The sequence below is a fragment of the Paramixta manurensis genome (assembly GCF_013285385.1).
In the GTDB taxonomy this organism is placed as follows: Bacteria; Pseudomonadota; Gammaproteobacteria; order Enterobacterales; family Enterobacteriaceae; genus Paramixta; species Paramixta manurensis.
Genome location: NZ_CP054212.1, coordinates 4,447,597 through 4,473,720 on the forward strand (window position 1 = coordinate 4,447,597; position 26,124 = coordinate 4,473,720).

Below are 26,124 nucleotides of genomic sequence, written 5' to 3' on the forward strand. Positions count from 1 at the left end.
TGAGCATTTGAGAGACTCGAACGCGCCGCTTTCTTTTCTTATTACGGAGAAAAGAAACAGCACGTCGTTTCAATTTTCAGCTTGTTCCGGATTGTTAAAGAGCAAATACTTCGCAGTACGCATCGCTGCATACTCTGAACTATCTTTTGGTTCCGCATCTTTCACTTACGTACCAGCAAGTGGCGTCCCCTAGGGGATTCGAACCCCTGTTACCGCCGTGAAAGGGCGGTGTCCTGGGCCTCTAGACGAAGGGGACACTGAAGTCTCAATCGCAAGACGCCTTGCTTCTCTGCATCTATCAGACAATCTGTGTGAGCACTTCGCGGGAAAGTATCTTCAGGTAAGGAGGTGATCCAACCGCAGGTTCCCCTACGGTTACCTTGTTACGACTTCACCCCAGTCATGAATCACAAAGTGGTAAGCGCCCTCCCGAAGGTTAAGCTACCTACTTCTTTTGCAACCCACTCCCATGGTGTGACGGGCGGTGTGTACAAGGCCCGGGAACGTATTCACCGTGGCATTCTGATCCACGATTACTAGCGATTCCGACTTCACGGAGTCGAGTTGCAGACTCCGATCCGGACTACGACGCACTTTATGAGGTCCGCTTGCTCTCGCGAGGTCGCTTCTCTTTGTATGCGCCATTGTAGCACGTGTGTAGCCCTGGTCGTAAGGGCCATGATGACTTGACGTCATCCCCACCTTCCTCCGGTTTATCACCGGCAGTCTCCTTTGAGTTCCCGACCGAATCGCTGGCAACAAAGGATAAGGGTTGCGCTCGTTGCGGGACTTAACCCAACATTTCACAACACGAGCTGACGACAGCCATGCAGCACCTGTCTCACGGTTCCCGAAGGCACAAACACATCTCTGCGTTCTTCCGTGGATGTCAAGACCAGGTAAGGTTCTTCGCGTTGCATCGAATTAAACCACATGCTCCACCGCTTGTGCGGGCCCCCGTCAATTCATTTGAGTTTTAACCTTGCGGCCGTACTCCCCAGGCGGTCGACTTAACGCGTTAGCTCCGGAAGCCACGAGTCAAGCTCACAGCCTCCAAGTCGACATCGTTTACGGCGTGGACTACCAGGGTATCTAATCCTGTTTGCTCCCCACGCTTTCGCACCTGAGCGTCAGTCTTCGTCCAGGGGGCCGCCTTCGCCACCGGTATTCCTCCAGATCTCTACGCATTTCACCGCTACACCTGGAATTCTACCCCCCTCTACGAGACTCAAGCCTGCCAGTTTCAAATGCAGTTCCCGGGTTGAGCCCGGGGATTTCACATCTGACTTAACAGACCGCCTGCGTGCGCTTTACGCCCAGTAATTCCGATTAACGCTTGCACCCTCCGTATTACCGCGGCTGCTGGCACGGAGTTAGCCGGTGCTTCTTCTGCGGGTAACGTCAATGACAAAGGTTATTAACCTTCACCCCTTCCTCCCCGCTGAAAGTACTTTACAACCCGAAGGCCTTCTTCATACACGCGGCATGGCTGCATCAGGCTTGCGCCCATTGTGCAATATTCCCCACTGCTGCCTCCCGTAGGAGTCTGGACCGTGTCTCAGTTCCAGTGTGGCTGGTCATCCTCTCAGACCAGCTAGGGATCGTCGCCTAGGTGAGCCGTTACCCCACCTACTAGCTAATCCCATCTGGGTTCATCCGATGGTGTGAGGCCCGAAGGTCCCCCACTTTGGTCTTGCGACGTTATGCGGTATTAGCCACCGTTTCCAGTGGTTATCCCCCTCCATCGGGCAGATCCCCAGACATTACTCACCCGTCCGCCACTCGTCGGCAAAGAAGCAAGCTTCTTCCCGCTACCGTTCGACTTGCATGTGTTAGGCCTGCCGCCAGCGTTCAATCTGAGCCATGATCAAACTCTTCAATTTAAAAGTGTCTGATGCTCAAAGAATTAAAACTGTTTATAAAATCAGTAGTCACTCTTCAAGACTTGATATTTTGTTGCATCCGGAGATGCTTGCGATATCAATCCTGCGAGTGCCCACACAGATTGTCTGATAAATTGTTAAAGAGCAGTGCGAACAGCTGCTTAACCGCCTGTCGCGAGGTGGCGTATATTACGCTTTCCTCCCGCAGAGTCAACCCCGTTTTTCAGAAGTTTTCCTGCGCCTGACCCGGTACGCTTACCGGTCGCTGCGACCGTTGTGCCGTGTCAGTGGAGGCGCATTATAGGGAGTTCCTGCTGGCTGACAAGTGTTAATTGCAAAAAAATTATCATTCGCGCTATTTTTCGGCAAAGCGTCGTTTTTTACGACGCTTTGCCGGGTAAGTGAGCGAATTCGCTGGCGAAACGCTTCACTTGCTCCCAATCGGTATACTCTACTTCTTTGCTTGGATCGGTTTCTCCACCGGTCATTCGCATAATCAATTGGATCATTACCCGGTCAAACCAACCATAACGAGGATAACGCAGCGCGCCAGCAAAAACGGCGCAACAATCAGGCTGCCAAGGCGATTGAAGTAAAAACTTGCGCGTATAAGCGTTAGTCTGAGGCGTTCGCTTCTCCGGTTTACGCGCAGTCAGGTTTACCGAAAAGAAAGCGGCGGGACGTTGCTGCAACTCACTCTGATAGCGCTTAACAAATTTCGCCAGCGCTGGATGGAAATGCCCATAACGCACTGAGGCGCCAATAACCACGCGGTCATACTGCGACCAATTGAGATTCTCAACACGTAGGATATTGTAAACCTCGCACTCCATTTCTTCTTTTAAATGATTCGCGATAAAAGAAGCAATCTCGCGTGTTTGGCCATCCCGGCTGGAAAAAAGAATTAGCGTTTTCATATTTCTCTACTCTTCGGCTTACTCACGCCAGAACGTTGGGGTAAACAGGACTAACAGCGTGAAGACTTCAAGTCGACCAAATAACATCGTCGAAATTAAAATCCATTTTGCTACGTCATTCATTGACGTGAAATTATCGGCGACAACGCCTAACCCCGGACCAAGGTTATTAAGCGTAGCCGCTACCGCGGCAAATGCCGAAAAATCATCAACGCCCGTGGCAATAATCGCCAACATACTCAGCAGAAAAACCAACGCATAGGCCGAGAAAAACCCCCACACAGCCTCCAATATGCGCTCCGGCAGCGCGCGCGTGCCGAGTTTAATGGTATAAACCGCATTGGGGTGCACCAGACGTTTTAACTCACGCGAACCTTGTTTAAACAGCAATAGAATACGAATAACCTTCAGGCCGCCGCCAGTTGACCCCGCGCACCCGCCTATAAAAGCCGAACACAGCAATAACACCGGCAGAAAAAGCGGCCAACGGGCGATACTGTCGGTAGTGAAGCCGGCGGTGGTCGCCATCGACACCACCTGAAAGAAAGCCTGATTCAGCGTCTGCAACGCACTGGAGTAGACATTATGGAACCACAACACCACGGTACAGATAATAACAAAGGTAAACTGTACCCCGATAAACATCCGAAACTCAGGATCGCGCCAGTAAACACGTAAACTGCGCCCGCTCAGAAGCGAAAAATGTAGGCCGTAATTACAGCCAGAGATCAGCAAGAATATCGCAATAATCGTATTAATGGTCGGGCTATTAAAATAACCAATACTGGCATCATGCGTGGAAAAACCGCCAATCGCGATAGTGGAAAAACTATGTCCAATCGCATCGAAAAGCGACATCCCGGCCAGCCAAAGCGACAACGCACACGCCACCGTCAGCAACACATAGATCAACCACAGCGTCTTGGCGGTTTCCGCAATACGTGGGCGCATTTTGTTATCTTTGAGCGGCCCTGGCATTTCTGCCCGGTAGAGCTGCATACCGCCAACGCCCAAAATAGGCAAAATCGCCACCGCTAATACAATGATCCCCATCCCGCCCAACCATTGCAGCATTTGGCGATAAAACAGAATCGCCTTAGGCAACGAGTCAAGCCCCACTAGCGTTGTGGCGCCGGTGGTGGTTAAACCGGAGAATGACTCAAAAAAGGCATCTGTCACTGAAAGATTAGGCTGCTCGGAAAAGATAAAAGGCATCGCTCCCACGCTACCCAACACCGTCCAAAACAACACCACGATCAAGAAACCCTCACGCGGCTTAAGCTCCTTCTTCTGCTTACGGTTGGGCCACCACAGCAGTGCGCCAATCACCAACGCCATAAAGAAAGTTTGGCTGAACGCCCGTCCGGCGCCATCGCGATAAATTAACGCCACCAATCCGGGTACGATCATCGTTCCGGAGAACAAAATGACCAGCAAACCGACAATGCGGGTAATGGCACGAAAATGCATTCAGCCGTTTCCTTAACCTAAAAAGAAAAAATTATTGTTTTACCGGCAACAGATGTAACCCGCCCCGGCTAATGTCTGACAAATTTTGCGTGAATCCTTCAATTCGCGCAGGCGGTAACGCTAAATTTATCGAGACAACATCCAAAAATTCGCAATTCAGCAGTTGCCCATCAAAACGCGCGATCAGCCGCTCAATATCGGCTAATTGTGCGTAGTCACAGGATAAGGTAAACGCCTGCATCGGTACTTTTTGTTTACGTACCAGCTGTTTCAACCCTTGCTGTACGCCGCCGCCATAGGCCTTAACCAGCCCACCGGTACCCAGCTGGATGCCGCCGTAATAGCGCACCACCACCGCGGTGATTTCACCAATATGGCTGCCCATCAGTTGCGCCAGCATCGGTTTCCCCGCCGTACCGGAAGGCTCACCATCGTCGGAAAAACCCAGTTGCTGAGAATCCGTTGGCGCGCCAGCTACCCACGCCCAGCAATGATGCCGGGCCGCCGGATGTTGCGCCTTAACCTGTTGAACAAATGCCCGAGCCGCTTCAACGCCTTCGGTATGCGCTAATAGCGTAATAAAACGACTTTTCTTGATGGTTTCCTCACTGAGGCTCACCGCCTCAGCGGGAATATCGTAAGCGTTCATCAGGCCAAGTGCAGGTCACGCGTCATATTTTCTACGCGGTTATTATAGATAACCACGTTATCTTCAATACGAATACCGCCATAGGGCTTCAACGCATCAATCCGCTCCCAATCAAAATGCTGGCGATATTGCCCTTCACGCCACGGCGCCAAGAGAGAATCAATAAAATAGAGCCCAGGTTCTATCGTCAATACCATGCGCGGTTCAAGGATGCGCGTGCAACGCAAGTACGGATACTGCTGCGGCGCAGCCAAATGCGTCCCCTTGTCATCCTGCATAAAACCAGCGACATCGTGAACTTGAAGGCCTAGCGGATGCCCTAACCCATGCGGCAAAAACGGCCCGGTCAGATTTTCTTGCACCATCGCTTCAGCGCTAATATCTCTCACCAACTGATGTTTCAAGAGCAGGTTAGCGATACGCAAATGCATCTGTTGATGGTAGTCGGTGTAACGCACACCTGCTTTTAACGTACCAATTAATGCCAATTGTTCATCATTAAGATCACTAACCAGATGCGCATACAGGCTGTCATGCTGTGCGGCATAAGTGCGGGTTAAATCCGCCGCATAACCGTTATACTCCGCGCCAGCATCAATCAGGAAACTTCGCATTTGCTCAGGCGGCTGATTCTCAAGCTGGGTGTAGTGCAACACCGCCGCATGCTCATTTAATGCGATAATATTGCCATAAGGCACATCTGTATCGCGATGGCCGGTCGCGCTGAGATAAGCGACATTAATATCGAACTCGCTCATCCCGGATAAAAATGCCTCTTTCGCCGCACGATGCCCGGCAACCGCCAGCTTTTGCGCTTCACGCATGCAAGCCAGTTCATAATCGGTTTTGTAAGAACGGTGATAGTGAAGAAAATCGATAACGGCCTGGGGATTGATGCGGTCGGCGTCAATCCCCAGTTGGCTGGCTCGTTGCGGAACCGGCCCGATATACGCCACATTTTGGCGCTGCGCCGGTAAGAGCACCGCAATATCATCGGCCTTTTTCAGCGCAATAATCTCAATCTCGGCAGTCCAAAAACTTTGCGGCAACGGTTCCACGTTATGCCAGTAATCCACCGGCGAATAAAACCACAGCTTAGGTTTATTAACTCCGTCGACCCACAACCAACAATGCGGAACGTGGATAACCGGCACCCAAGCCTTAAACTGTGGGTTAACCTTGAAGGGGTAATCATGATCGTCAAGGAATACCGTTAGCGGCTCCCCGGAATGGATTAATAGCGCGTCCAGTTTACCGCGCGCTAATACTTGCTGCGCCCGCTGCTGGAGCGTAGCAATATGATCTTTAAACAGCGTCACCAACGAGTCCATTTCCTTCCTCCGTTGTCGTGAAAAATTGCCCGCATCTTATCACAGCCAAACCCGCGATGGCGTTTTGCCGCACCTGTGATCTTGTTAGCAAATAAGCAAACTTAAGTTTGCAAATTATTAACATCGATCTCACACTCCGATCATCTGGTACGACCAGATCCCTTTATCGCTGTTTCAGGAGATGGACATGCTCTACCAAGGCGACACCCTTTCTCTCGACTGGCTGGACGATGGCATCGCCGAGCTAGTTTTTGATGCGCCAGGCTCAGTCAATAAACTGGATACGCAAACCGTCGCCAGCCTCGGCGAAGCGATGGCCATTCTTGAGCAACAACCCACGTTGAAAGGGGTACTGCTCAGCTCCGCGAAACCAGCCTTTATTGTCGGCGCGGATATTACCGAATTCTTATCGTTGTTTACCGCGCCGGCGGAGAAGCTGGCCGACTGGCTGAGTTTTGCCAACGGTATTTTTAATCGTCTGGAAGATTTACCGGTTCCCACCATTGCCGCAATTAGCGGTTATGCGCTCGGCGGCGGTTGCGAGTGTGTGCTGGCAACTGATTACCGCATCGCCACGCCAGATACCCGTATTGGCCTACCGGAAACTAAACTCGGCATTATGCCTGGCTTTGGCGGCTCGGTGCGTTTGCCGCGCTTGCTCGGCGCGGATAGCGCACTGGAGATTATTGCCGCGGGTAAGGATGTGGATGCGCAACGAGCGCTGGCGCTCGGTCTGGTCGATGCGGTGGTTGCGCCAGAGCAGCTACGCAACGGTGCATTAACGATGCTACGTGACGCCATTGCTCATCCTGATGAGTGGCGTGCGCGCCGCCAGCCGAAACTGGCCCCCCTCAAACTTAGCCCGATTGAAGCGGCGATGAGTTTCACCATTGCCAAAGGTATGGTAATGCAAACCGCAGGGAAACATTATCCGGCGCCCATTACTGCCGTAAAAACAATTGAAGCCGCGGCAGGTTTAGGACGTGATGAAGCGTTAAAACTGGAAACCCAGGCCTTTGTGCCTCTCGCCCGCTCGAACGAAGCACGCGCGTTAGTCGGCATTTTCCTTAATGACCAGTATGTTAAAGGAAAAGCGAAAAAGCTCACCCGCGATCTGGAAACGCCAAAGCAGGCGGCGGTATTGGGTGCAGGAATTATGGGTGGCGGTATTGCTTATCAATCGGCATGGAAAGGCGTACCGGTATTGATGAAAGACATCAATGAGAAATCATTGGCGTTAGGGATGAAAGAAGCGGGCATGCTGCTGAATAAACAGTTAGAGCGCGGCAAAATTGACGGCGTGAAACTGGCCAATATTATTTCTACCATTCAACCAACGCTGGAGTACGCGGGGTTTGAGCGGGCCGATATCGTCGTGGAAGCGGTAGTGGAAAATCCCACCGTGAAAGCGGCGGTGTTAGCGGAAACCGAGCGCCAGGTTACTGAACAAACGATTCTAGCTTCAAACACTTCCACCATCCCGATTAGCCAACTGGCGAAAGCATTAAAACGTCCGGAAAACTTTTGCGGTATGCACTTTTTCAACCCGGTGCACCGCATGCCGCTGGTCGAAGTGATTCGCGGCGAAAAAACCACTGAGGCTACCCTGGCAAAAGTGGTCGCTTGGGCCAGTAAAATGGGCAAAACCCCTATCGTGGTCAACGATTGTCCCGGCTTTTTTGTTAACCGCGTGTTGTTCCCCTACTTCGCCGGTTTTAGCCTGCTATTGCGTGATGGCGCTGATTTCCGCCAGATCGATAAAGTAATGGAAAAACAGTTCGGTTGGCCGATGGGCCCCGCTTATTTGCTGGATGTGGTCGGCATTGATACCGCCCACCACGCACAAAGCGTAATGGCTGACGGTTTCCCTACGCGGATGAAAAAGGACTATCGCGATGCGGTTGATGTGCTGTTCGACGCGCAACGCTACGGTCAGAAAAATCAACAAGGCTTTTACCGTTGGGAAACAGACAAAAAAGGCAAGGCGAAAAAATTGCCTGATGAGACGGTAGATGGATTGTTAGAAAGTGTCAGTCAGCCTAAACGCGTATTTAGCGACGAGGAGATCATCGCCCGCATGATGATCCCCATGATCAATGAGGTGGTCCGTTGCCTGGAGGAGCATATTATCGCCAGCCCGGCGGAAGCCGATATGGCGTTGGTCTATGGCTTAGGCTTCCCACCGTTTCACGGTGGCGCATTCCGCTATCTGGATACCTTCGGTAACGCCGCCTTTGTCGAACTGGCGCAACGTTATGCTGCGCTCGGCGAACTGTACCGTGTCCCCGACGGGCTGGCGGCGAAAGCACAGCGTAATGAAAGCTGGTATCCGCCAGCCGAACCGATTAGCGAAGCCGCACTGAAAACGGCGTGAGGAGATGAAAATGGAAAACGTCGTTATTATTGATGCTATTCGCACCCCAATGGGGCGCTCTAAAGGCGGCGCCTTTCGGCATGTGCGGGCGGAAGATCTTTCCGCACATCTGATGCGGAGCCTGATCAGCCGTAACCCATCTGTCGAGGCCGCCACACTCGACGATATTTACTGGGGCTGCGTTCAGCAAACCCTGGAGCAGGGATTTAATATCGCGCGTAACGCGGCGCTGCTGGCGGAAATTCCACATCGGGTTCCGGCCACCACCGTCAACCGCCTGTGTGGCTCATCCATGCAAGCGTTACACGATGCCGCCCGAGCGATAATGGTTGGCGATGCGCAGACCTGTTTGATTGGCGGCGTCGAGCACATGGGGCATGTACCGATGAGCCACGGGGTAGATTTCCATCCGGGTTTAAGCCGCACGGTGGCAAAAGCGGCGGGAATGATGGGGCTTACTGCCGAAATGCTGGCGCGTATGCACCACATCAGCCGTGAAATGCAGGATCAATTCGCCGTACGCTCTCATCAGCGGGCTTGGGCCGCGACTCAGGCAGGCCATTTCAAAAATGAAATTGTTGCAACTTCCGGTCATGACGCAGAGGGTGTCCTGAAACGTTATGACTTTGATGAAGTTATCCGCTCAGATACGCATCTTGCCAGCCTGGCGGCGCTCAAACCGGCTTTCGACCCGGTTAACGGGACAGTGACCGCAGGCACCTCATCGGCGCTTTCTGATGGCGCTGCGGCGATGCTGGTCATGAGTGAATCTCACGCCCGCGAGTTGGGTGTAACACCGCGTGCGCGCATTAAAGCGATGGCAGTGGTCGGTTGCGATCCCTCCATTATGGGATACGGTCCGGTTCCGGCTTCCCGGCTGGCGCTTAAACGCGCGGGATTGAGCGTTGAGGATATTGGTGTCTTTGAGCTGAACGAAGCCTTTGCCGCCCAGGCGCTGCCGTGCGTGAAAGAGTTGGGGCTGCTGGACCAGATGGACGAAAAAGTGAACCTGAACGGGGGAGCGATTGCGCTGGGTCATCCGCTGGGCTGTTCCGGCGCGCGAATTAGCACCACACTGCTCAATTTAATGGAGCGTAAAGATGTGCAATTCGGCCTGGCGACCATGTGTATCGGCTTAGGTCAAGGCATCGCTACCGTGTTTGAACGCGTCTAATACGTTGACACTTGAAGTAATTGTTATTCTTCCCGCCTGTCAGGGGCGGGTTTTTTTATTGGGAATTTGGGGCAAGCTGACCTCGCCCCGTAGATTAGATAAACGCGAAAGCATCGCCAAACATACGGCTTTCTTGTGCGCCGCGCTCTGCACAAAAACGTTCGCGGGCGATTTTCGCCATTTCAAAACGACCGGCGATGTAGATGTCATGCTCGTTCAACGAGCCATAATCCTGCATCACCGCCGTCAGCACCGTACCGCTGCGGCCCTGCCAACCCTCTTCAGGTTGTTCAACCACCGGCACCACCCGTAAGTTCGGATGTTTCACCGCTAACGCATTCAACTCATCGAGATCATACAAATGCTTAAGCTCACGACCGCCCCAGTAGATGGCAATATCACGTTCCGGCTGCTGTGCTAGCGCGGTTAATAAAATTGAGCGCGCATAGGAAAAACCCGTGCCGCCGGCAATCAACACCAGCGGACGATCGCTGTCTTCCCGTAACCAGGCATCGCCGTGTGGAATATCCACCGACAATTGGCGCTGCTGCTGAATCCGCTCCATTACCGCCATGGCGTACAAATTCAGCTCTGAGGCGCCAATATGTAACTCAATAATGTCCTTTTCCATCGGCGTGGAAGCCAGAGAAAACGGACGTTTATCATTTTCATCCATTACCGCCATCAGATACTGACCAGCGCGGAAACTAAAATTCGCTTCCGGCACCAGGCGCACCCGGTATACGGTATCGGTAATCGCCTCTACGGAGGTGACCTTACAGCTTAACGTTGTCATGCGTTCCCTCTGCGGGTCGTCATTATTTTGATTCGTTCGCCGCCATTAAGGATTCGGCGGCGCATTAAAAATGCCTAATTCATCCCATATCGCATCTACCCGCGCGGTCACGGCGGCATCCTTAACGATCGGACGCCCCCACTCACGCTGCGTTTCACCCGGCCATTTATTGGTAGCATCCAGCCCCATTTTGGAACCCAGACCGGAAACCGGCGAGGCGAAATCAAGATAGTCGATTGGGGTGTTCTCAACCAACACCGTATCACGCGCCGGATCCATGCGCGTCGTAATCGCCCAGATCACATCATTCCAATCACGAGCGTTTACATCGTCATCACATACGATAACAAATTTGGTATACATAAACTGCCGTAAAAACGACCAGACACCCATCATTACTCGCTTGGCGTGACCAGCGTACTGCTTTTTCATCGTCACTACAGCCAGGCGATAGGAACAGCCTTCCGGCGGCAGATAAAAATCGACAATTTCCGGAAACTGTTTAATCAGAATGGGAACCAGTACTTCATTCAGCGCTACGCCTAATACCGCGGGCTCATCGGGCGGCCGCCCGGTGTAGGTTGAATGATAGATAGCATTATGACGTTGCGTAACATGGGTTACGGTAAATACCGGGAAGCTATCCACTTCGTTGTAATAGCCGGTATGGTCACCATACGGCCCTTCGGGTGCCACATCACCCGCTTCAATATACCCTTCCAATACAATTTCCGCGCTGGCAGGCACTTCAAGATCGTTTGACAGGCACTTAACCACTTCGGTTTTCGTTCCGCGCAGTAAGCCAGCAAAAGCATATTCGGAAAGCGTATCAGGCACCGGCGTTACCGCGCCGAGAATGGTCGCCGGATCGGCGCCAAGCGCGACAGCAACCGGAAAACGTTCTCCCGGATGGGCTTTCGACCACTCCTGAAAATCTAACGCGCCGCCACGATGCGATAACCAACGCATAATAACCCGGTTTTTACCAATAACCTGCTGACGGTAAATACCAAGGTTCTGCCGCTCTTTATGCGGACCCCGCGTCACCGTCAACCCCCACGTAATCAGCGGCGCGGCATCCTCAGGCCAGCAAGTCATGACCGGAATGCGCGAAAGATCCACCTCATCGCCTTGCCAAACTTGTTCCTGGCAGGGCGCGTTGCGCAGCCGTTTGGTTGGCATATTCAGCACTTGCCTGAACTGCGGCATTTTATCAAACAGATCGCGAAAGCCTTTCGGCGGCTCTGGCTCTTTCAGAAACGCCAGCAATTTCCCCACCTCGCGCAACGCGCTGACGTCTTCCTGCCCCATGCCCATTGCGACACGTTTTGGCGTGCCGAACAAATTACAGAGCACCGGCATGTCATACCCCTTGGGGTTTTCAAATAACAGCGCCGGACCGCCCGCACGTAGTGTTCGATCGGCGATCTCCGTCATTTCTAACTCGGGAGAGACTTCAAGGCTGATGCGTTTTAATTCTCCGCGCTGTTCCAGCAAAGCAATGAACTCGCGTAAATCGTGGTATTTCATGACATTTCATCAATATGGCCAGTGAATCGGCCATTATAGGGCTGAATCATCAGGCATGCTTATTTTGTTGTGCGTAACAGTGCGCAGTGAGTCTGATACAGATGGACAGGAGACGTCAATTTACAATTACGTTGAATGTGACGGATCAACAACCGAATTCCTGCTAATTTATAAACATGACTTAGGATATTTCGCATATCATTTTGTCTCATCAGCCCTGCAGACAGGCTTGTACGCTATAACTCCGCTAGCAGGTTTGATATTCTTAGCGTTCAAACATTGAAAAGTGACATTATGGAATCCTGGTATCTTCTTTACTGTAAACGTGGCCAGCTATTACGTGCGAAAGAGCACCTTGAGCGACAATCGGTACATTGTCTTAGTCCGATGATTGCTCTGGAAAAAATCGTGCGCGGTAAACGTACGACGGTGAGCGAACCGCTATTTCCCAATTATCTTTTTATTGAGTTCGATCCTGAATCGATTCATACCACGACCATCAGCGCAACGCGTGGCGTCAGTCACTTTGTACGCTTTGGCGCGCACCCGGCTACCGTTCCTAAGGCAGTTATTCACGCGCTGCAGCATGAGACGCCAGGTAATATGGTCGATCCGGAAACGCCACAACCCGGAGACGCGGTTCTGATTACCGACGGTACCTTTGAAGGATTACAGGCGATTTTTACCGAGCCTGACGGCGAGGCGCGCTCAATGTTGCTTTTAACCTTGCTCAATAAGCAAGTAATGCGCAGTGTCGACAATAAGCTATTCCAGAAACTGTAACCTTGCCGAGAAAGGACGATATATATCGTCCGCCTCATGTCGTGACGCTCAAACGGGTTCAATTCAGCCGAAACAGCCGCCGCGCGTTGGCATCCGTTTGCTGCGCTAGCGCCTGAGAGTCCTCCCCCCGCCATTGCGCGACCTGATGGATAATATGCGGTAAGAAGCAGGGTTCATTGCGCCTTGATGGCGGGCGCGGACGCATATCGCGTGGCAATAAATAAGGGGCATCCGTTTCCAATAATAATTTCTCGGCCGGAATCAGCGGCAGCAGTTCCCGCAGGCCTAACCCGCGCCTTTCATCGCAGACCCAGCCGGTAATCCCTATCGATAAGCCTAACGCCAGGCACTCTTCCAGCTCTTCACGCGTACCGGTAAAACAGTGCACCACCGCGCCCGGCAGTTTCTCAATCCACGGCTTCAGTATGTCAATAAAACGCGCGTGCGCGTCCCGACAGTGTAAAAACACCGGCATATCGCATTCAGCCGCCAGCGCCAATTGCGCGTTAAAAGCATACTCTTGCTGATCATGCGCCGAAAAATTGCGGTTAAAATCCAGGCCACACTCGCCGATGGCCGCCACTTGCGGGCTGGTTGCCAGCCGTAATAAGGTCGCGGCAGTTTCCGCCGACCACTCGCTGGCATGGTGTGGATGTACGCCGGCGGTCGACCAGCAAAAAGATGAATGTTGTTGTGCCAGGCTTTGCGCTTGCTGGCTCTCAAGCGCATTAGTGCCGGTGATCAGCATGCCGGTGACGCCCGCTTCGCGCGCACGTTTAACCACGCGATCGCGGTCTTTCGCGAATTGCGTGCTGGTCAGGTTTACACCGATATCAAACATTGTGACTTCCCAAACAATAACCGCCCTGATGCGGGCGGTTTGAATTTAACTCTGCCCCCCGATAGCGGGAAGCGCGGGCAGCCGCTGGCTGCTCAGACAGTCAGGATTCAGCATCCTCTTCCGGAGCCTTGTCCTGACGCCCTTTTCCCACATAGAAACGAGAAAAGAATACGCCGATTTCAAACAAGCAGTACATCGGAATAGCGAGCAAAGTTTGTGAAAAAACGTCTGGCGGCGTTAATAACATTCCCACCACGAAAGCGCCAACCAACACATAAGGGCGTTTCTTTTTCAAATCATCCGGCGAGGTTACGCCGGTCCAACATAACAGCACAATCGCGATAGGCACTTCAAATGACACGCCGAATGCCATAAACAGCGCCATCACGAAATCGAGATAATTATTGATATCCGTTGCGATCAATACGCCCTGCGGCGCGGTTTTGGCAAAGAAGCCAAAAGCTAGCGGGAACACAATGAAGTAGGCAAAAGCAACACCGAGATAAAACAGCAACGTGCTGGAAAACAGCAGCGGCATCACTAAACGACGTTCATGGCGATACAGCGCAGGCGCAACAAATGCCCAGATTTGATACAGGATCACCGGCACAGCAAGAAACACCGAGACAATAATGGTGAGTTTGATCGGAGTGAAGAAAGGTGATGCCACATCGGTAGCGATCATGCTGGCGCCCACCGGCATCTGTTTAATCAATGGCGCGGAAACCAACTGATAGATGTCGTTGGCGAAATAAACCAACGCCAGAAAAATCACCAAAACGGCGATAAGACAGTTAAGCAGCCGTTTACGCAGCTCGATCAGATGGCTGATCAGCGGTTGGGTATCTTCAACTGACATGGTTATCGTTCATCGCTTATAGAAGTGGGCACGGAAGATTTAGCCGCGTGCGGCGGCGTTTCAGATTCAGCGTTGACGACCGTTTTTTCAACCGGCGTTGCCTCACTGTTCATAACCTCGTCCGGCTCAACGTTCGGTGACTGTACGGGCGCACTGGACTGCTTTTCAGCCGCAGCAGGCGTCACGCCGTCATGTGCATCGGGAGATGCTGTCATCAAGGGATTGTGAATGGTGTTCGCTTCATCATCCGCTTTTTCATGATCGCCCAGGTAAGAGCGTTTCATGGATTCCGCCGTTTTCTTTAGCTCCTCCATTGACTCTTTTAGCTCGGGAGACAATGAATCCTTACTGGCCTGTTCAACTTTTTTCAGGCTATCCTGCAATTCCTGTAACTTCAGTTCTTGCGCCAGTTCATTCTGCACATTCGCCGCCAGCGAGCGCATTGCGCGGATCCAACCCGCCACAGTTTTTACTGCAACAGGTAAGCGCTGCGGGCCGAGAACAATCAGACCGATAACAAAAACCAAAACCAGTTCACTAAAACCAATATCGAACACGGTTTACACCTGCTCTTTGTCGTTCCTGGCGTCGTCTTTCTTCGCCGTGGTGGGTGGTTTATCCGCCAAGGGCTTAACCTCGAACTCCGCGTCGTTATCCTGCTGCTTCGCCGCGTCTTTCTGCTCATCATCACTCATGGCTTTCTTAAAGCCTTTGATCGAAGAGCCAAGGTCGGAACCCAAGTTACGCAACTTATTGGTGCCGAACAGAAGTACCACAATCACCGCAATAATTAATAACTGCCAAATACTGATACCGCCCATGTCTTTTGCCTCTAATAATAACCAACATGTCAAAACGCAGTATATAACAGCTTAACCCTCGCTGACGACGCGTGAACCCGGGGCAACATCAATAAAGCGTCTTTTTACCTTTCCTGACAATCAGTTTGAGCGACTCCAGCCAATAATCCAGCAGACGAAACCGCCCGCCATCAACAACGCCGGGAAAATATCCCAATCAGGGCGTTTGAGTAAAATGGCCGTACCACAAACTAATAACGTCGCACCGATACCGAACAAATAACGCGACTGATGCTGCCTCGAACGCTGGTTACCCATATCGGTAACCAACCTATCCACACTATGCTGCAACCGTTTATGTTGGCGCATACTGTCGTAAAACAGTTCAGGTAACTCCGGTAACCTTTCTGCCCAGAAAGGCGCTTTCTCTTTTAAGGCCCGCACAATCGCCGGGATACCAATTTGATCTTTGATCCAATCCTCAAGAAATGGCTTGGCGGTTTTCCATAAATCAAGCTGCGGATAAAGCTGACGCCCCACGCCTTCAACATACAATAACGTTTTTTGCAGGAGCACCAGTTGAGGCTGCACCTCCATATTAAAGCGGCGGGCGGTGTTGAACAGGTTCAATAACACATGTCCGAACGAGATTTCCGCTAAGGGCTTTTCAAAAATCGGTTCACAAACGGTACGAATCGCAAACTCAAAATCTTCAACATTGGTATCTGGCGGTACCCAGCCGGAATCCACATGCAACTCGGCGACTTTGCGATAATCGCGATTGAAAAAAGCAATGAAGTTTTCCGCCAGGTAGCGCTTATCGCCCTTATTTAGCGACCCGACAATACCGCAATCAATCCCAATATATTGAGGGTCTTCCGGATGGTCATAGCTAACAAAGATATTGCCAGGATGCATATCGGCATGGAAAAAACTGTCGCGAAAAACCTGGGTAAAGAAAACCTGAACGCCGCGCTCCGCCAGCAATTTCATATTAACGCCGTGCTGTTCCAGCGCCGCGACATCCGAAATAGGAATGCCGTAGATACGCTCCATCACCAACATCGATTCGCTACAGTAATCGGAATACACTTCCGGGATATAGAGCAGCTTACTGTTATCAAAATTACGCCGTAGCTGAATGGCATTCGCCGCTTCGCGCAGCAGATTTAACTCATCAATCAGCGTTTTTTCGTAATCAGACACCACTTCGACCGGCCGCAAACGACGGCCATCCGGCAACAAACGCGGCACCCAGCGCGCCAGGCGATAGATCAACCTCATATCCGCTTTGATCACCGGTAAAATATCCGGGCGAATAACCTTGAGCACCACCGCTTTACCGTTTTCTTTCAGCGTTGCGGTATGCACTTGCGCAATCGATGCCGAGGCCAACGGTTGAATGTCGAAATCATCAAACCAGTGTTCTACCGGCCCGCCAAGCGACAGTTCAATTTGTTGTTTGGCTTTCTCGCCATCAAACGGCGCCACCCGATCTTGCAGCATGGCTAATTGGTCGGCGATGTGTGGCGGGAAGAGATCGCGCCGCGTCGACATCATCTGACCGAACTTAATCCATACCGGCCCCAGTTGTTCCAGCGCAAGGCGCAAACGCGCTCCCAGCGCCTCATCCCGATGGCGGTTCGGCATCCAAAATATGCAGCGCCGCCACAGGCGCAGCGGCAACGTAATACGCCGGCGAGGAATCAGCTCATCAAGCCCGTAGCTCAAAAATATCTTAATAATGAAGTAAAGACGGCGAATTTCTCCCGGCGTCATTTCGCCTCCAGCCTGGCTAATCTATCGCTTAACGCATCAAGAGAACGCGTTAGCGCATCGACCTCTTCAGCAAACCACGCCAACTCCAGCGCGCCTGGCGCCACTCGCCACTCCTCAGTTAACACTTGAGAGAGGTGTTGCTGTTTATGCCGCAGGTTACCGCGCACCAAGCCGATACCACGCCGGGCCGCCTGGCTCACACCTTGCGCGGCAATATCCCCGATCCAGGGAGCGAGATACTCGGCGGGATCTAACTCGGCTAAATCCATCAGTGCGGAAAATTGCTGAACGACCTGAAGATCGCCCTCCACTTCCAGTTCACCGCGGCGAATTAACCCGGTCAATTGCTGACGATCACGCAGTTTAGGCAACACTGACAACCGTGTTTTCACCGTGCAATCCGCGTCACCCTGCCAGTCACCCACTACATCCACCTGATTTTCACTAAAAACCAAGGTTAACACCGAGGAGAGCTCATGCAGTTGAACGGACAGTACTTTGCCATTCAGACGTTGACGCGCTGCCTTTAAGCCACGGTCGCGATACAAAATATGGTTAAGCGCAGTCTCCAGACCGGCAGTTAACAACGGCGTTAAAGTCATTCGCATTCCTGCTTAAAACTTAAATCCACGATGCAGCGCAACTATGCCACCCGTCAGATTGTAATAGCTGGTATTTTCAAAACCGGCATCGGCCATCATCGACTTGAGCGTTTCCTGATCGGGATGCATACGAATGGACTCCGCGAGATAGCGATAGCTCTCCGCATCCTGCGCCACCAGCTCGCCAATACGCGGCAAAATATGAAACGAGTAGGCGTCATACGCCTTATTCAGCGGCTCAAGCAGCGGCTTAGAGAACTCCAGCACCAGCAAACGGCCACCGGGTTTCAGCACCCGAAACATGGAGGCCAGCGCCTTCTCTTTTTCCGTTACGTTACGCAGCCCGAACGAGATGGTGATGCAATCGAAATAGTTATCCGGGAACGGTAAGGCTTCGGCGTTCGCCTGCACATAGCTGACATTGCCCACCACGCCATTATTGCGTAGCTTCTCGCGGCCCATTTTCAGCATTGAGCTGTTTATATCCGCCAGTACCACCTGCCCGGTATCGCCAACCAGACGCGAAAACTTCGCAGTGAGATCGCCGGTACCACCGGCCAAATCCAGGACACGCTGCCCACGGCGCACGCCGCTACAATCAATGGTAAAACGCTTCCAGATACGGTGAATGCCGAACGACATCAAATCATTCATCACGTCATATTTCGCCGCGACGGAATGGAAAACACCCGCCACCATCTCCGCTTTTTCGCTTTTCGCTACGGTACGAAAACCGAAATGGGTTGTTTCCTGCGATTCATCTGCCATGTGTTTTGCCTGCTCCACAATCAAGTATCCCGGAAGTGTATCAGAGTCACGGTAGTCAGGCACGTTACCCCTCGGTTATTCATTGATACGGCGCAACAGATCGCTTGCCACGGGGGGTAGCGTTTCGTCATCACCATCCGCCTCCTCTTCCGCTGCGGTATCCGGCGCGTCTGCAGCCGCTTGCTCGGCCAGATGCGGATTAATTGGGCGTTTCACTTCAACACCCAGTTGGCGAAACCCTTCAGTCTGCGCAATCAGATTTCCGCGACCCTCAGCCAGTTTTTTCATCGCCTGACGGTAACTCTCCTGTGCCTTATCCAGGTTTTGGCCGATGCCGCTCATATCATCAACAAACAAGCGCATCTTATCGTACAGTTTGGCCGCCCGATCGGCGATACGTTGCGCGTTACGACTTTGATGTTCATAGCGCCAAAGATTGTTAATGGTACGCAACGCGACCAACAGCGTGGTGGGGCTAACTAACATAATGTTCTGCTGCAGCGCCTCGCTAATTAGCTCCGGCTGCCGATCAATAGCTAACAGAAAAGCAGGCTCAATCGGGATAAACATCAACACATAATCCAACGAGCGTAAACCCGGTAATTGTTGATAATCTTTGCGACTCAGCAAACGAATGTGACCACGTATTGCCGCAATATGCTCGTTGATTGCCTGCTCACGCGTAGCCTCATCGTCGCCATTAAAGTAACGCTCATAGGCAATTAAGGTCATTTTGGCATCAATCACTACGTCTTTGCCTTGCGGTAACCTGACAATCACATCTGGCTGCATACGACTATTGCGATCGACCTGCACACTAACCTGGGTTTCATATTCATGCCCTTCGCGTAGCCCCGAAGCCTCCAAAACGCGGCTTAACACCACTTCGCCCCAGTTCCCCTGGGTTTTATTATCGCCTTTTAATGCTTTCGTCAGGTTGATCGCCTCTTGCGCCATTTGCGCATTAAGCTGTTGTAAGTTGCGGATTTCGTGGGAAAGCGTATGGCGCTCACGGGCCTCCTGGCCAAAACTTTCCTGCACCTGACGGCGAAAGCCATCAAGTTGCTCGCGCAACGGGGTGATAAGCGCATTCAGGCTTTGTCGGTTCTGTTCATCCACCTTTCGCCCACTGTGTTCAAAAATGCGATTGGCGAGATTTTCGAACTGGGTGGTCAAACGCTGCTCGCTGTTCGCCAGCATGCGCTGTTTCTCTTCAGCGGCGATACGTGTCTCTTCCAGACGAATAGTTATTTCGCGTAACTCAACTTCCTGGGCACGATTAATCTCCAGTTGGTTACGTAGTTCCCGACCAAGCTGTTCGCTTTCATTACGCCAGTAATCGAAGTGATGTAGCTTTTCTTGCGCCGCGGCCAGCGTGCCGTGCATTTGGCGCAATTCGGTTTCCCGTTCCGCCTGTTGCCGTGCGGCGCGCAGCCATGCCAACGCCCAACCAACCAGCAACCCCGCCAGCCCAAGACATAAGCTTAAAATCAATTGGTTATCCACAGTTCCCCCGCCCGGCACCTTCAACAGGGAAAAGGTAGAGCGCTACTGTATGAATGTCCAGACAAAAATGACCTGACGCCAGGTATCGGCGTGAAGAAAACAGGCGCCGGACGGCGCCTGTGGGCAGAGAAAGGGCTAGATCAGACGGCGCGCGGCTTCAACTACAATTTTGACCGCATCGCTTTCGGTTTGCTTCATGGTTTCCGCATCGGGGATTTCTTTCTGCGTGCGGTTTACAATAACCCCGGCAACCATACCGGCACGCAACCCTTGGCTGGCGCACATGGTCAGTAACGTAGCGGACTCCATTTCATAATTCAGTACCCCCATCTGTTGCCACTCCTTCATCGAATTCTGGAAACGGCTAACCACCCGCCCGGAGAAGGTGTCATAACGTTCCTGTCCAGGATAGAAGGTATCGGAAGATGCGGTAATACCAATATGTGTAGTCGCGCCCACGGCTTTCGCCGCCTCCACCAGCGCGGTGGTGCAGGTAAAGTCTGCCACCGCCGGGAACTCCATCGGCGCGAAGTGCAGACTGGCGCCATCCAGACGTACCGAGCCGGTAGTCACCAGCACATCGCCAACCTGAATATGCGGCTGAATAGCGCCGGTGGTGCCTACGCGTAAGAATGTGCGCACACCCAGTTGCGCCAATTCTTCAACCGCGATAGAAGTAGAAGGGCCACCAATGCCAGTGGAACAAACGATGACGGCTTTGCCGTTCAGCTCCGCACGCCAGGTGGTGAACTCTCGGTGTGAGGCCAGGTGAACCGGGTTATCCATCAACGCCGCGATTTTCTTCACGCGCTCAGGATCGCCGGGCACGATAGCAAGCGTAGCGCCCTGTAAATCAGCTTTGGTGATCCCTAAATGAAAAACATCGGACTGGGCCATAACACGCTCCTGAATTGAAATAAGTTAACTGGCTAATACCGGCTACTCTACGGGAAAAGCGGATAAAATTATGTGAGAGCAATCACTCATAAAAATGAAAGTTACATTTTATCATTCAATAATTGTGATTTATTTCACATAAAAACATTTGTCCGCCCCCTTTTGCCACAAGCTGCCCTGCGCTTTTCATCGCGCCAGTGGTAAAGAAAATATCGCAGCGCTGCACAGAGTCGATGCCTAATCTTGGCTATAGTTACCTGATTGCGCTATTGCTAACACGGAGAGGACGATGAAAACCGAAGATAATATGGCCCATAAAGCGGGCGATCGCGGGTTCGCCCCCGCGGTGTCACCTACCGCCTCAACCACGATTGTTACTGAAAGTGCCGCCATCCATTCTGGCGAAACGTCGATCCCGACCCAGGGCGAAAACATGCCCGCTTTTTATGCCAAACCGAAAGATGCCGATGGCCCATTGCCAGTAGTTTTGGTGGTACAGGAGATTTTTGGCGTCCACGAACATATCCGTGATATTTGCCGTCGTCTGGCGAATGAGGGTTATCTGGCCGTTGCGCCGGAGCTCTACTTCCGTCAGGGCGATCCTAACGATTATGACGATATTCCTACCTTGTTTGCGGAACTGGTCAGTAAAGTCCCCGATGCACAGGTGTTGGCCGATTTGGATCATGTGGCGAACTGGGCCTCCCGCAATGGCGGGGAAATACGTCGCATGGCGATTACCGGTTTCTGCTGGGGCGGGCGCATTACCTGGCTGTATGCCGCACACAATCCACAGCTAAAAGCGGCGGTGGCTTGGTACGGTCGTCTGGTTGGCGAAAAGAGTATGAAACAACCGAAGCATCCGATTGATATCGCCGTCAATCTGAACGCCCCGGTGCTGGGATTGTATGGCGCTAAGGATAGCGGTATTCCACAAGAGAGTGTCGAATCCATGCGTCAGGCACTTCGCGCGGCGAACGCTAAGGCGGAGATCATCGTTTATCCCGATGCCGATCACGCTTTTAACGCAGATTACCGTCCGAGTTATCACGAAGAGTCGGCGAAAGATGGTTGGCAACGCATGCTGGCGTGGTTTAAACAGTACGGCGTTGCACCGCAAGCCTAAGCTAAGTAAAAAAAGGGGCGTTCACCACGCCCCCAATAATTACCACAACACAGAAATATTAAGCGTGTTCCGCACGCAGGTTTTGCGCCGCTTTAACCATGTTTGCCAGCGCTTGACGTGTTTCTGTCCAGCCACGTGTTTTCAAACCACAATCCGGGTTAACCCACAAACGCTCCGTCGGGATGCGCTTCGCGGCTTTACGTAACAATGCTTCCATCCACTCCACGCTTGGCACGTTTGGCGAGTGAATATCGTAAACACCCGGGCCAATTTCATTGGGGTATTCAAACACTTCAAATGACTCCAGGAGTTCCATATCTGAGCGCGAGGTTTCGATGGTGATAACATCGGCATCCAACGCGGCAATCGAATCCATGATGTCGTTAAACTCGCAATAACACATATGGGTATGGATCTGGGTATCATCCTGTGCAACGGCGGCATTTAAGCGGAAGGCATCCACCGCCCAGGCAAGGTAAGCCGCCCAGTCGGACTGACGCAACGGTAAGCCTTCACGTAGGGCTGGCTCATCAATCTGGATAATCCCGATACCGGCCTTTTCCAAATCCTCCACTTCATCACGCAGTGCCAGCGCAATTTGCTTAGCAATAGTTTCACGGGAAACGTCTTCACGCGGGAACGACCAGCACAAAATAGTGACCGGCCCGGTTAACATGCCTTTTACCGGCTTATCGGTCAGAGATTGTGCATATTTTGCCCACTCAACGGTAATCGCTTCTGGGCGGCTAACATCGCCGATAATAACCGGAGGTTTCACACAGCGTGAGCCATAGCTTTGCACCCAGCCGTTTTGCGTAAAGACAAAACCATCCAGGTGTTCACCGAAGTACTCAACCATGTCGTTGCGTTCGGCCTCACCGTGAACCAGCACATCAAGCCCCAAGCGTTCCTGCTCGACGATCGCTTGTTTAATATGTTCGGAAATACCGGTGCGGTAGTGATTACTATCCAGACGCCCTTGCTTGAAATCCAGGCGCAGGCCGCGAATTTCGGTGGTCTGAGGGAAAGAACCGATGGTGGTGGTCGGCCATGCCGGTAAGTTAAAGCGTTGGCGCTGGGCTGCTGCACGCGTCTGATAATCGCTCTGGCGCTCGCTATCTTTGGCGGTAATTTCCGCTAAGCGCTTTCCAACCGCAGCATTATGTACGCGGGCGGAATCACGGCGGGCGCGGATCGGCGCACTCCACGCTTCCAGCGAAGCGGCATCATTATTATTTAATGCTTTGGTCAACAGCGACAGTTCGCCGCACTTCTGCAATGCGAAGGAGAACCAGCTTTTCACTTCCTCATCCAGACGCGTTTCAACGCTCAGATCGATCGGGCTATGCAGTAGCGAGCAGGAAGAACCAATCCACAGGGCATCACGCTGACCAAGCACCGGCTGAAGGCGCTCAAACCATGTGCTCAGATCGGCACGCCAAACGTTACGACCATTGATCACCCCCAAAGACAGCAGCCATTCTGCCGGGACTTTAGCATTCAGTTCAGCAATGTTGTCTTTACCATGTACCAAATCTACGTGTAGCCCCTGAACCGGCAACGCACGCACAGTATCAATATTTTGACCAATGCTATCGAAATAGGTGGTGAGTAGCAGTTTGACCTGCCCTTGCAGTGCATCGTACGCCGGTTTAAACGCGTCCAGCCACGCTTGGGGCAGTTCCAGCACCAGCGCAGGTTCATCAATTTGCACCCACTCAATACCGCGTTTTGCCAGTTCAGCCAGTACCTGCTGATAAACCGGCAAAATGTCGCTTAACAGGCTTAGGCGATCAAATTGCTCACCTTTGACTTTACCCAGCCACAGATAAGTCACCGGCCCTAATAATACCGGTTTCACTTGATGGCCAAGAGCCAACGCTTCGTCCACTTCATCCAGCAATTGGGTCCAGGTCAGTTTAAACTGCTGCCCTTGCGTAAATTCCGGCACCATGTAGTGATAGTTGGTATTGAACCACTTGGTCATCTCCGCGGCGGCGGCAGGCTCGCCGGTTGGCGCACGGCCACGGCCTAAACGGAAGAGCGTATCAAGGTCAACCGAACCGTCTTTATTCTGATGGCGGGCAGGGACATTGCCTAATAACAGACTGGTGGTGAGTACGTGATCGTACCAGGCAAAATCACCCACCGGCACTAAATCAACGCCAGCCGCTGTTTGCTGTTGCCAGTGACGCGCGCGCAGTTCACGCCCCACAGCCAGTAACTCTTGCTGAGTGCTGTTGCCTGCCCAATAACTCTCTTGCGCTTTTTTCAATTCGCGGCGCAGGCCGACGCGAGGGAAACCCAGAGTGTGGCTCAGAATGGTCATCTCAAATCCTCTTCTTCACGATGGCCCGGCGTGCTTAAGTAATAAAATTACCGGGGCAAAAGGGCGTTTAGCCGTCCAGATGTTTACACCGCTATAATCAGAGGGTACTGTATAATCCACAAGCGCAAATTATTCATTGTCGATATGAAGGACTCTCATGATCGAACTTAAACATCTGCGAACGCTACAAGCGCTCCGCCACTCGGGTTCGCTCGCCGCCGCAGCCGCACAGCTTCATCAAACGCAATCGGCGTTATCGCATCAATTTAGCGATTTAGAACAACGCCTTGGGTTTCGTTTGTTTGTGCGTAAAAGTCAACCGCTACGCTTTACGCCGCAAGGAGAGATTTTGCTACAGCTCGCCGAACAGGTGCTGCCGCAAATTCAGCAGGCGCTACAGGCATGCCATGAACCTCATCAAACCACGCTGCGTATCGCGATTGAATGCCATAGCTGTATTCAGTGGTTAACCCCGGCGCTGGATAATTTCCGTCAAGGCTGGCCGCAAGTAGTCATGGACTTTAAATCCGGCGTAACCTTCGATCCGCAGCCAGCGCTGCAACAAGGCGAGCTGGATATCGTCCTCACCTCTGATATCCTGCCGCGTAGCGGTCTGCACTATTCGCCAATGTTTGATTTCGAAGTACGGTTGGTGTTGGCACCCGACCATCCATTGGCGCAAGTTGAGAAGATTTCACCGCAAGATTTAGCCAACGAAGTGCTGATGATTTATCCGGTGCAGCGTCAGCGGTTAGATGTATGGCGTCATTTTCTCCAGCCGGCAGGCGTCAGCCCGGCATTAAAGAGCGTTGATAACACCCTGTTATTGATTCAGATGGTCGCAGCCCGGATGGGGATCGCCGCACTACCGCATTGGGTTGTCGAAAGCTTTGAACATCAGGGATTGATCGTGACCAAAACCTTGGGCGAAGGTTTGTGGAGTCGCTTATATGCGGCGGTACGTGATGGCGAGCAACGCCAGCCAGTGGTGGAAGCCTTTATTCGCTCCGCGCGTCAACACGCTTGTAATCATCTGCCCTTCGTGCGGGATGCTTCACGTCCTGGCGCGGCATTGCCTTCAGTACCCGCCTCTTGAGAGTTCGAAGGGCAGATTTATTCTGCCCTTACGTATAATCCCGGCGCACCCTGCCTTATAATGCGCCGCATCCCTGCCGAATTAACGAGATTTTACCATGACCAATAACGATGTTTTACGTAGCGTTCGCTACATGCTGGACTTAAGTGACGCCAAGGTCGCCTCGATTTTCGCGCTGGCCGAGTGTGAAGTCCCAACGTCGGATGTGCAAGCATGGCTGAAAAAAGAGGATGAGGCGGATTATCGTCCCTGCCCGGACGTGTTGATGGGCTATTTTCTTAACGGTTTAATTTTTTTGCGCCGGGGCAAAAGCGATGACGCGCCAGTTCCCTCAATTGAACGTAAGATGACCAATAATATCGTGCTAAAGAAATTGCGGATCGCCTTCGATCTGAAAACTACCGATATCGCCGAGATCCTGAAAAAGGTTGATTTTGCGGTCTCCCAGGCAGAAATTGGGGCGATATTCCGTAAACCCGGGCATAAAAACTATCGCGAATGCGGCGACCAAATTTTGCGTAACTTCCTCAAAGGGTTGACCTTAATCCAACGTCCGGCCCGCGTGAAAACCGCCTAAATAATTCCGGCTAAAGGCGCCACAATCTGGCGCCCTT

Annotated in this window: 22 protein-coding genes, 1 tRNA gene and 1 rRNA gene; 6 read left to right on the forward strand and 18 right to left on the reverse strand. The window is 52.3% G+C overall.

The window, feature by feature from the left end:
* Window positions 1–180: 180 nt before the first annotated feature.
* The 6 genes from PMPD1_RS21355 to pepQ form a co-directional block, all read right to left on the reverse strand.
* Window positions 181–256: transfer RNA gene (locus PMPD1_RS21355), tRNA-Glu, on the reverse strand.
* Between the two features lie 85 nt (window positions 257–341).
* A 16S ribosomal RNA gene (locus PMPD1_RS21360) occupies window positions 342–1,883 on the reverse strand.
* Window positions 1,884–2,263: 380 nt separating this feature from the next.
* The gene (hemG, locus tag PMPD1_RS21365) at window positions 2,264–2,800 is read right to left on the reverse strand and encodes a menaquinone-dependent protoporphyrinogen IX dehydrogenase (protein WP_173635929.1); all 537 of its coding nucleotides are present in this window, start codon (window positions 2,798–2,800) and stop codon (window positions 2,264–2,266) included.
* Window positions 2,801–2,818: 18 nt separating this feature from the next.
* A complete protein-coding gene (gene trkH / locus PMPD1_RS21370) occupies window positions 2,819–4,270 on the reverse strand; it encodes a Trk system potassium transporter TrkH (protein WP_173635930.1) in 1,452 nt (483 codons plus the stop codon).
* 31 nt (window positions 4,271–4,301) lie between these two features.
* Window positions 4,302–4,919 (reverse strand): IMPACT family protein, encoded by a 618-nt coding sequence (locus PMPD1_RS21375; protein WP_173635931.1) that lies wholly within the window; start codon window positions 4,917–4,919, stop codon window positions 4,302–4,304.
* Window positions 4,919–6,250: a Xaa-Pro dipeptidase gene (gene pepQ, locus PMPD1_RS21380; protein WP_173635932.1), complete on the reverse strand. Its 1,332-nt coding sequence runs from the start codon at window positions 6,248–6,250 to the stop codon at window positions 4,919–4,921. The genes PMPD1_RS21375 and pepQ overlap by 1 nt, the downstream gene beginning before the upstream one ends.
* A 187-nt stretch (window positions 6,251–6,437) precedes the next feature.
* On the opposite strand from pepQ, the gene fadB reads away from it, so the two are divergent.
* Both fadB and fadA read left to right on the forward strand, forming a co-directional pair.
* Window positions 6,438–8,624 carry a fatty acid oxidation complex subunit alpha FadB gene (fadB, locus tag PMPD1_RS21385; protein ID WP_173635933.1) on the forward strand — a complete coding sequence of 729 codons (2,187 nt, stop codon included), beginning with the start codon at window positions 6,438–6,440 and terminating at the stop codon, window positions 8,622–8,624.
* Window positions 8,625–8,634: 10 nt separating this feature from the next.
* Window positions 8,635–9,798, forward strand: a complete 1,164-nt coding sequence (gene fadA / locus PMPD1_RS21390) for an acetyl-CoA C-acyltransferase FadA (protein ID WP_173635934.1) — start codon at window positions 8,635–8,637, stop codon at window positions 9,796–9,798.
* A gap of 94 nt (window positions 9,799–9,892) precedes the next feature.
* Here fadA and fre read toward each other — a convergent pair whose 3' ends face one another.
* Window positions 9,893–10,594, reverse strand: a complete 702-nt coding sequence (gene fre, locus PMPD1_RS21395; protein WP_173635935.1) for an NAD(P)H-flavin reductase — start codon at window positions 10,592–10,594, stop codon at window positions 9,893–9,895.
* Window positions 10,595–10,639: 45 nt separating this feature from the next.
* Window positions 10,640–12,124, reverse strand: a complete 1,485-nt coding sequence (gene ubiD / locus PMPD1_RS21400) for a 4-hydroxy-3-polyprenylbenzoate decarboxylase (RefSeq protein ID WP_173635936.1) — start codon at window positions 12,122–12,124, stop codon at window positions 10,640–10,642.
* Window positions 12,125–12,418: 294 nt separating this feature from the next.
* On the opposite strand from ubiD, the gene rfaH reads away from it, so the two are divergent.
* A complete protein-coding gene (rfaH, locus tag PMPD1_RS21405; protein WP_173635937.1) occupies window positions 12,419–12,907 on the forward strand; it encodes a transcription/translation regulatory transformer protein RfaH in 489 nt (162 codons plus the stop codon).
* Window positions 12,908–12,965: 58 nt separating this feature from the next.
* On the opposite strand, the gene tatD is transcribed toward rfaH, so the two are convergent.
* From tatD to udp, 9 genes are all read right to left on the reverse strand, one after another.
* Window positions 12,966–13,748 carry a 3'-5' ssDNA/RNA exonuclease TatD gene (tatD, locus tag PMPD1_RS21410; RefSeq protein ID WP_173635938.1) on the reverse strand — a complete coding sequence of 261 codons (783 nt, stop codon included), beginning with the start codon at window positions 13,746–13,748 and terminating at the stop codon, window positions 12,966–12,968.
* Between the two features lie 100 nt (window positions 13,749–13,848).
* Window positions 13,849–14,607 carry a Sec-independent protein translocase subunit TatC gene (gene tatC / locus PMPD1_RS21415; protein WP_173635939.1) on the reverse strand — a complete coding sequence of 253 codons (759 nt, stop codon included), beginning with the start codon at window positions 14,605–14,607 and terminating at the stop codon, window positions 13,849–13,851.
* 2 nt (window positions 14,608–14,609) lie between these two features.
* Window positions 14,610–15,164, reverse strand: a complete 555-nt coding sequence (tatB, locus tag PMPD1_RS21420; protein ID WP_173635940.1) for a Sec-independent protein translocase protein TatB — start codon at window positions 15,162–15,164, stop codon at window positions 14,610–14,612.
* A 3-nt stretch (window positions 15,165–15,167) separates the two neighbouring features.
* The gene (gene tatA / locus PMPD1_RS21425; RefSeq protein ID WP_173635941.1) at window positions 15,168–15,428 is read right to left on the reverse strand and encodes a Sec-independent protein translocase subunit TatA; all 261 of its coding nucleotides are present in this window, start codon (window positions 15,426–15,428) and stop codon (window positions 15,168–15,170) included.
* A 120-nt stretch (window positions 15,429–15,548) separates the two neighbouring features.
* The gene (gene ubiB, locus PMPD1_RS21430; RefSeq protein WP_173635942.1) at window positions 15,549–17,186 is read right to left on the reverse strand and encodes a ubiquinone biosynthesis regulatory protein kinase UbiB; all 1,638 of its coding nucleotides are present in this window, start codon (window positions 17,184–17,186) and stop codon (window positions 15,549–15,551) included.
* Window positions 17,183–17,788: a ubiquinone biosynthesis protein UbiJ gene (gene ubiJ / locus PMPD1_RS21435; protein WP_173635943.1), complete on the reverse strand. Its 606-nt coding sequence runs from the start codon at window positions 17,786–17,788 to the stop codon at window positions 17,183–17,185. Before ubiJ ends, ubiB begins: the two co-directional genes overlap by 4 nt.
* A 12-nt stretch (window positions 17,789–17,800) precedes the next feature.
* Window positions 17,801–18,556: a bifunctional demethylmenaquinone methyltransferase/2-methoxy-6-polyprenyl-1,4-benzoquinol methylase UbiE gene (gene ubiE, locus PMPD1_RS21440; protein ID WP_173635944.1), complete on the reverse strand. Its 756-nt coding sequence runs from the start codon at window positions 18,554–18,556 to the stop codon at window positions 17,801–17,803.
* Window positions 18,557–18,631: 75 nt separating this feature from the next.
* Entirely contained in the window at window positions 18,632–20,062 is a 1,431-nt protein-coding gene (rmuC, locus tag PMPD1_RS21445) for a DNA recombination protein RmuC (RefSeq protein ID WP_173635945.1), read from the reverse strand.
* Between the two features lie 135 nt (window positions 20,063–20,197).
* On the reverse strand, window positions 20,198–20,959 hold the full coding sequence (gene udp, locus PMPD1_RS21450) for a uridine phosphorylase (protein WP_173635946.1): 762 nt from the start codon (window positions 20,957–20,959) through the stop codon (window positions 20,198–20,200).
* Between the two features lie 289 nt (window positions 20,960–21,248).
* On the opposite strand from udp, the gene PMPD1_RS21455 reads away from it, so the two are divergent.
* A complete protein-coding gene (locus tag PMPD1_RS21455; RefSeq protein ID WP_173635947.1) occupies window positions 21,249–22,085 on the forward strand; it encodes a dienelactone hydrolase family protein in 837 nt (278 codons plus the stop codon).
* Between the two features lie 58 nt (window positions 22,086–22,143).
* Here the strand turns inward: PMPD1_RS21455 and metE are convergent, their stop codons facing one another.
* Window positions 22,144–24,414 (reverse strand): 5-methyltetrahydropteroyltriglutamate--homocysteine S-methyltransferase, encoded by a 2,271-nt coding sequence (gene metE, locus PMPD1_RS21460; RefSeq protein WP_173635948.1) that lies wholly within the window; start codon window positions 24,412–24,414, stop codon window positions 22,144–22,146.
* A gap of 157 nt (window positions 24,415–24,571) precedes the next feature.
* Between metE and metR the strand changes: the two genes are divergently transcribed.
* Together metR and PMPD1_RS21470 are read left to right on the forward strand one after the other, a co-directional pair.
* On the forward strand, window positions 24,572–25,510 hold the full coding sequence (metR, locus tag PMPD1_RS21465) for an HTH-type transcriptional regulator MetR (protein WP_173635949.1): 939 nt from the start codon (window positions 24,572–24,574) through the stop codon (window positions 25,508–25,510).
* A gap of 97 nt (window positions 25,511–25,607) precedes the next feature.
* Complete coding sequence (locus PMPD1_RS21470; RefSeq protein ID WP_173635950.1) at window positions 25,608–26,087, forward strand: YehS family protein; 480 nt, start codon at window positions 25,608–25,610, stop codon at window positions 26,085–26,087.
* The last annotated feature ends 37 nt before the right edge of the window (window positions 26,088–26,124 follow it).

Bases quoted from the DNA above. Each gene is read 5' to 3' on its own strand.
- trkH (WP_173635930.1), bottom strand. From the start codon at position 4,270: ATGCATTTTCGTGCCATTACCCGCATTGTCGGTTTGCTGGTCATTTTG.
- ubiD (WP_173635936.1), bottom strand. From the start codon at position 12,124: ATGAAATACCACGATTTACGCGAGTTCATTGCTTTGCTGGAACAGCGC.
- hemG (WP_173635929.1), bottom strand. From the start codon at position 2,800: ATGAAAACGCTAATTCTTTTTTCCAGCCGGGATGGCCAAACACGCGAG.
- rfaH (WP_173635937.1), top strand. From the start codon at position 12,419: ATGGAATCCTGGTATCTTCTTTACTGTAAACGTGGCCAGCTATTACGT.
- metE (WP_173635948.1), bottom strand. From the start codon at position 24,414: ATGACCATTCTGAGCCACACTCTGGGTTTCCCTCGCGTCGGCCTGCGC.
- fadB (WP_173635933.1), top strand. From the start codon at position 6,438: ATGCTCTACCAAGGCGACACCCTTTCTCTCGACTGGCTGGACGATGGC.
- pepQ (WP_173635932.1), bottom strand. From the start codon at position 6,250: ATGGACTCGTTGGTGACGCTGTTTAAAGATCATATTGCTACGCTCCAG.
- tatC (WP_173635939.1), bottom strand. From the start codon at position 14,607: ATGTCAGTTGAAGATACCCAACCGCTGATCAGCCATCTGATCGAGCTG.
- fadA (WP_173635934.1), top strand. From the start codon at position 8,635: ATGGAAAACGTCGTTATTATTGATGCTATTCGCACCCCAATGGGGCGC.
- ubiB (WP_173635942.1), bottom strand. From the start codon at position 17,186: ATGACGCCGGGAGAAATTCGCCGTCTTTACTTCATTATTAAGATATTT.
- udp (WP_173635946.1), bottom strand. From the start codon at position 20,959: ATGGCCCAGTCCGATGTTTTTCATTTAGGGATCACCAAAGCTGATTTA.
- fre (WP_173635935.1), bottom strand. From the start codon at position 10,594: ATGACAACGTTAAGCTGTAAGGTCACCTCCGTAGAGGCGATTACCGAT.
- PMPD1_RS21375 (WP_173635931.1), bottom strand. From the start codon at position 4,919: ATGAACGCTTACGATATTCCCGCTGAGGCGGTGAGCCTCAGTGAGGAA.
- PMPD1_RS21470 (WP_173635950.1), top strand. From the start codon at position 25,608: ATGACCAATAACGATGTTTTACGTAGCGTTCGCTACATGCTGGACTTA.
- tatD (WP_173635938.1), bottom strand. From the start codon at position 13,748: ATGTTTGATATCGGTGTAAACCTGACCAGCACGCAATTCGCGAAAGAC.
- metR (WP_173635949.1), top strand. From the start codon at position 24,572: ATGATCGAACTTAAACATCTGCGAACGCTACAAGCGCTCCGCCACTCG.
- PMPD1_RS21455 (WP_173635947.1), top strand. From the start codon at position 21,249: ATGAAAACCGAAGATAATATGGCCCATAAAGCGGGCGATCGCGGGTTC.
- ubiJ (WP_173635943.1), bottom strand. From the start codon at position 17,788: ATGACTTTAACGCCGTTGTTAACTGCCGGTCTGGAGACTGCGCTTAAC.
- tatA (WP_173635941.1), bottom strand. From the start codon at position 15,428: ATGGGCGGTATCAGTATTTGGCAGTTATTAATTATTGCGGTGATTGTG.
- ubiE (WP_173635944.1), bottom strand. From the start codon at position 18,556: ATGGCAGATGAATCGCAGGAAACAACCCATTTCGGTTTTCGTACCGTA.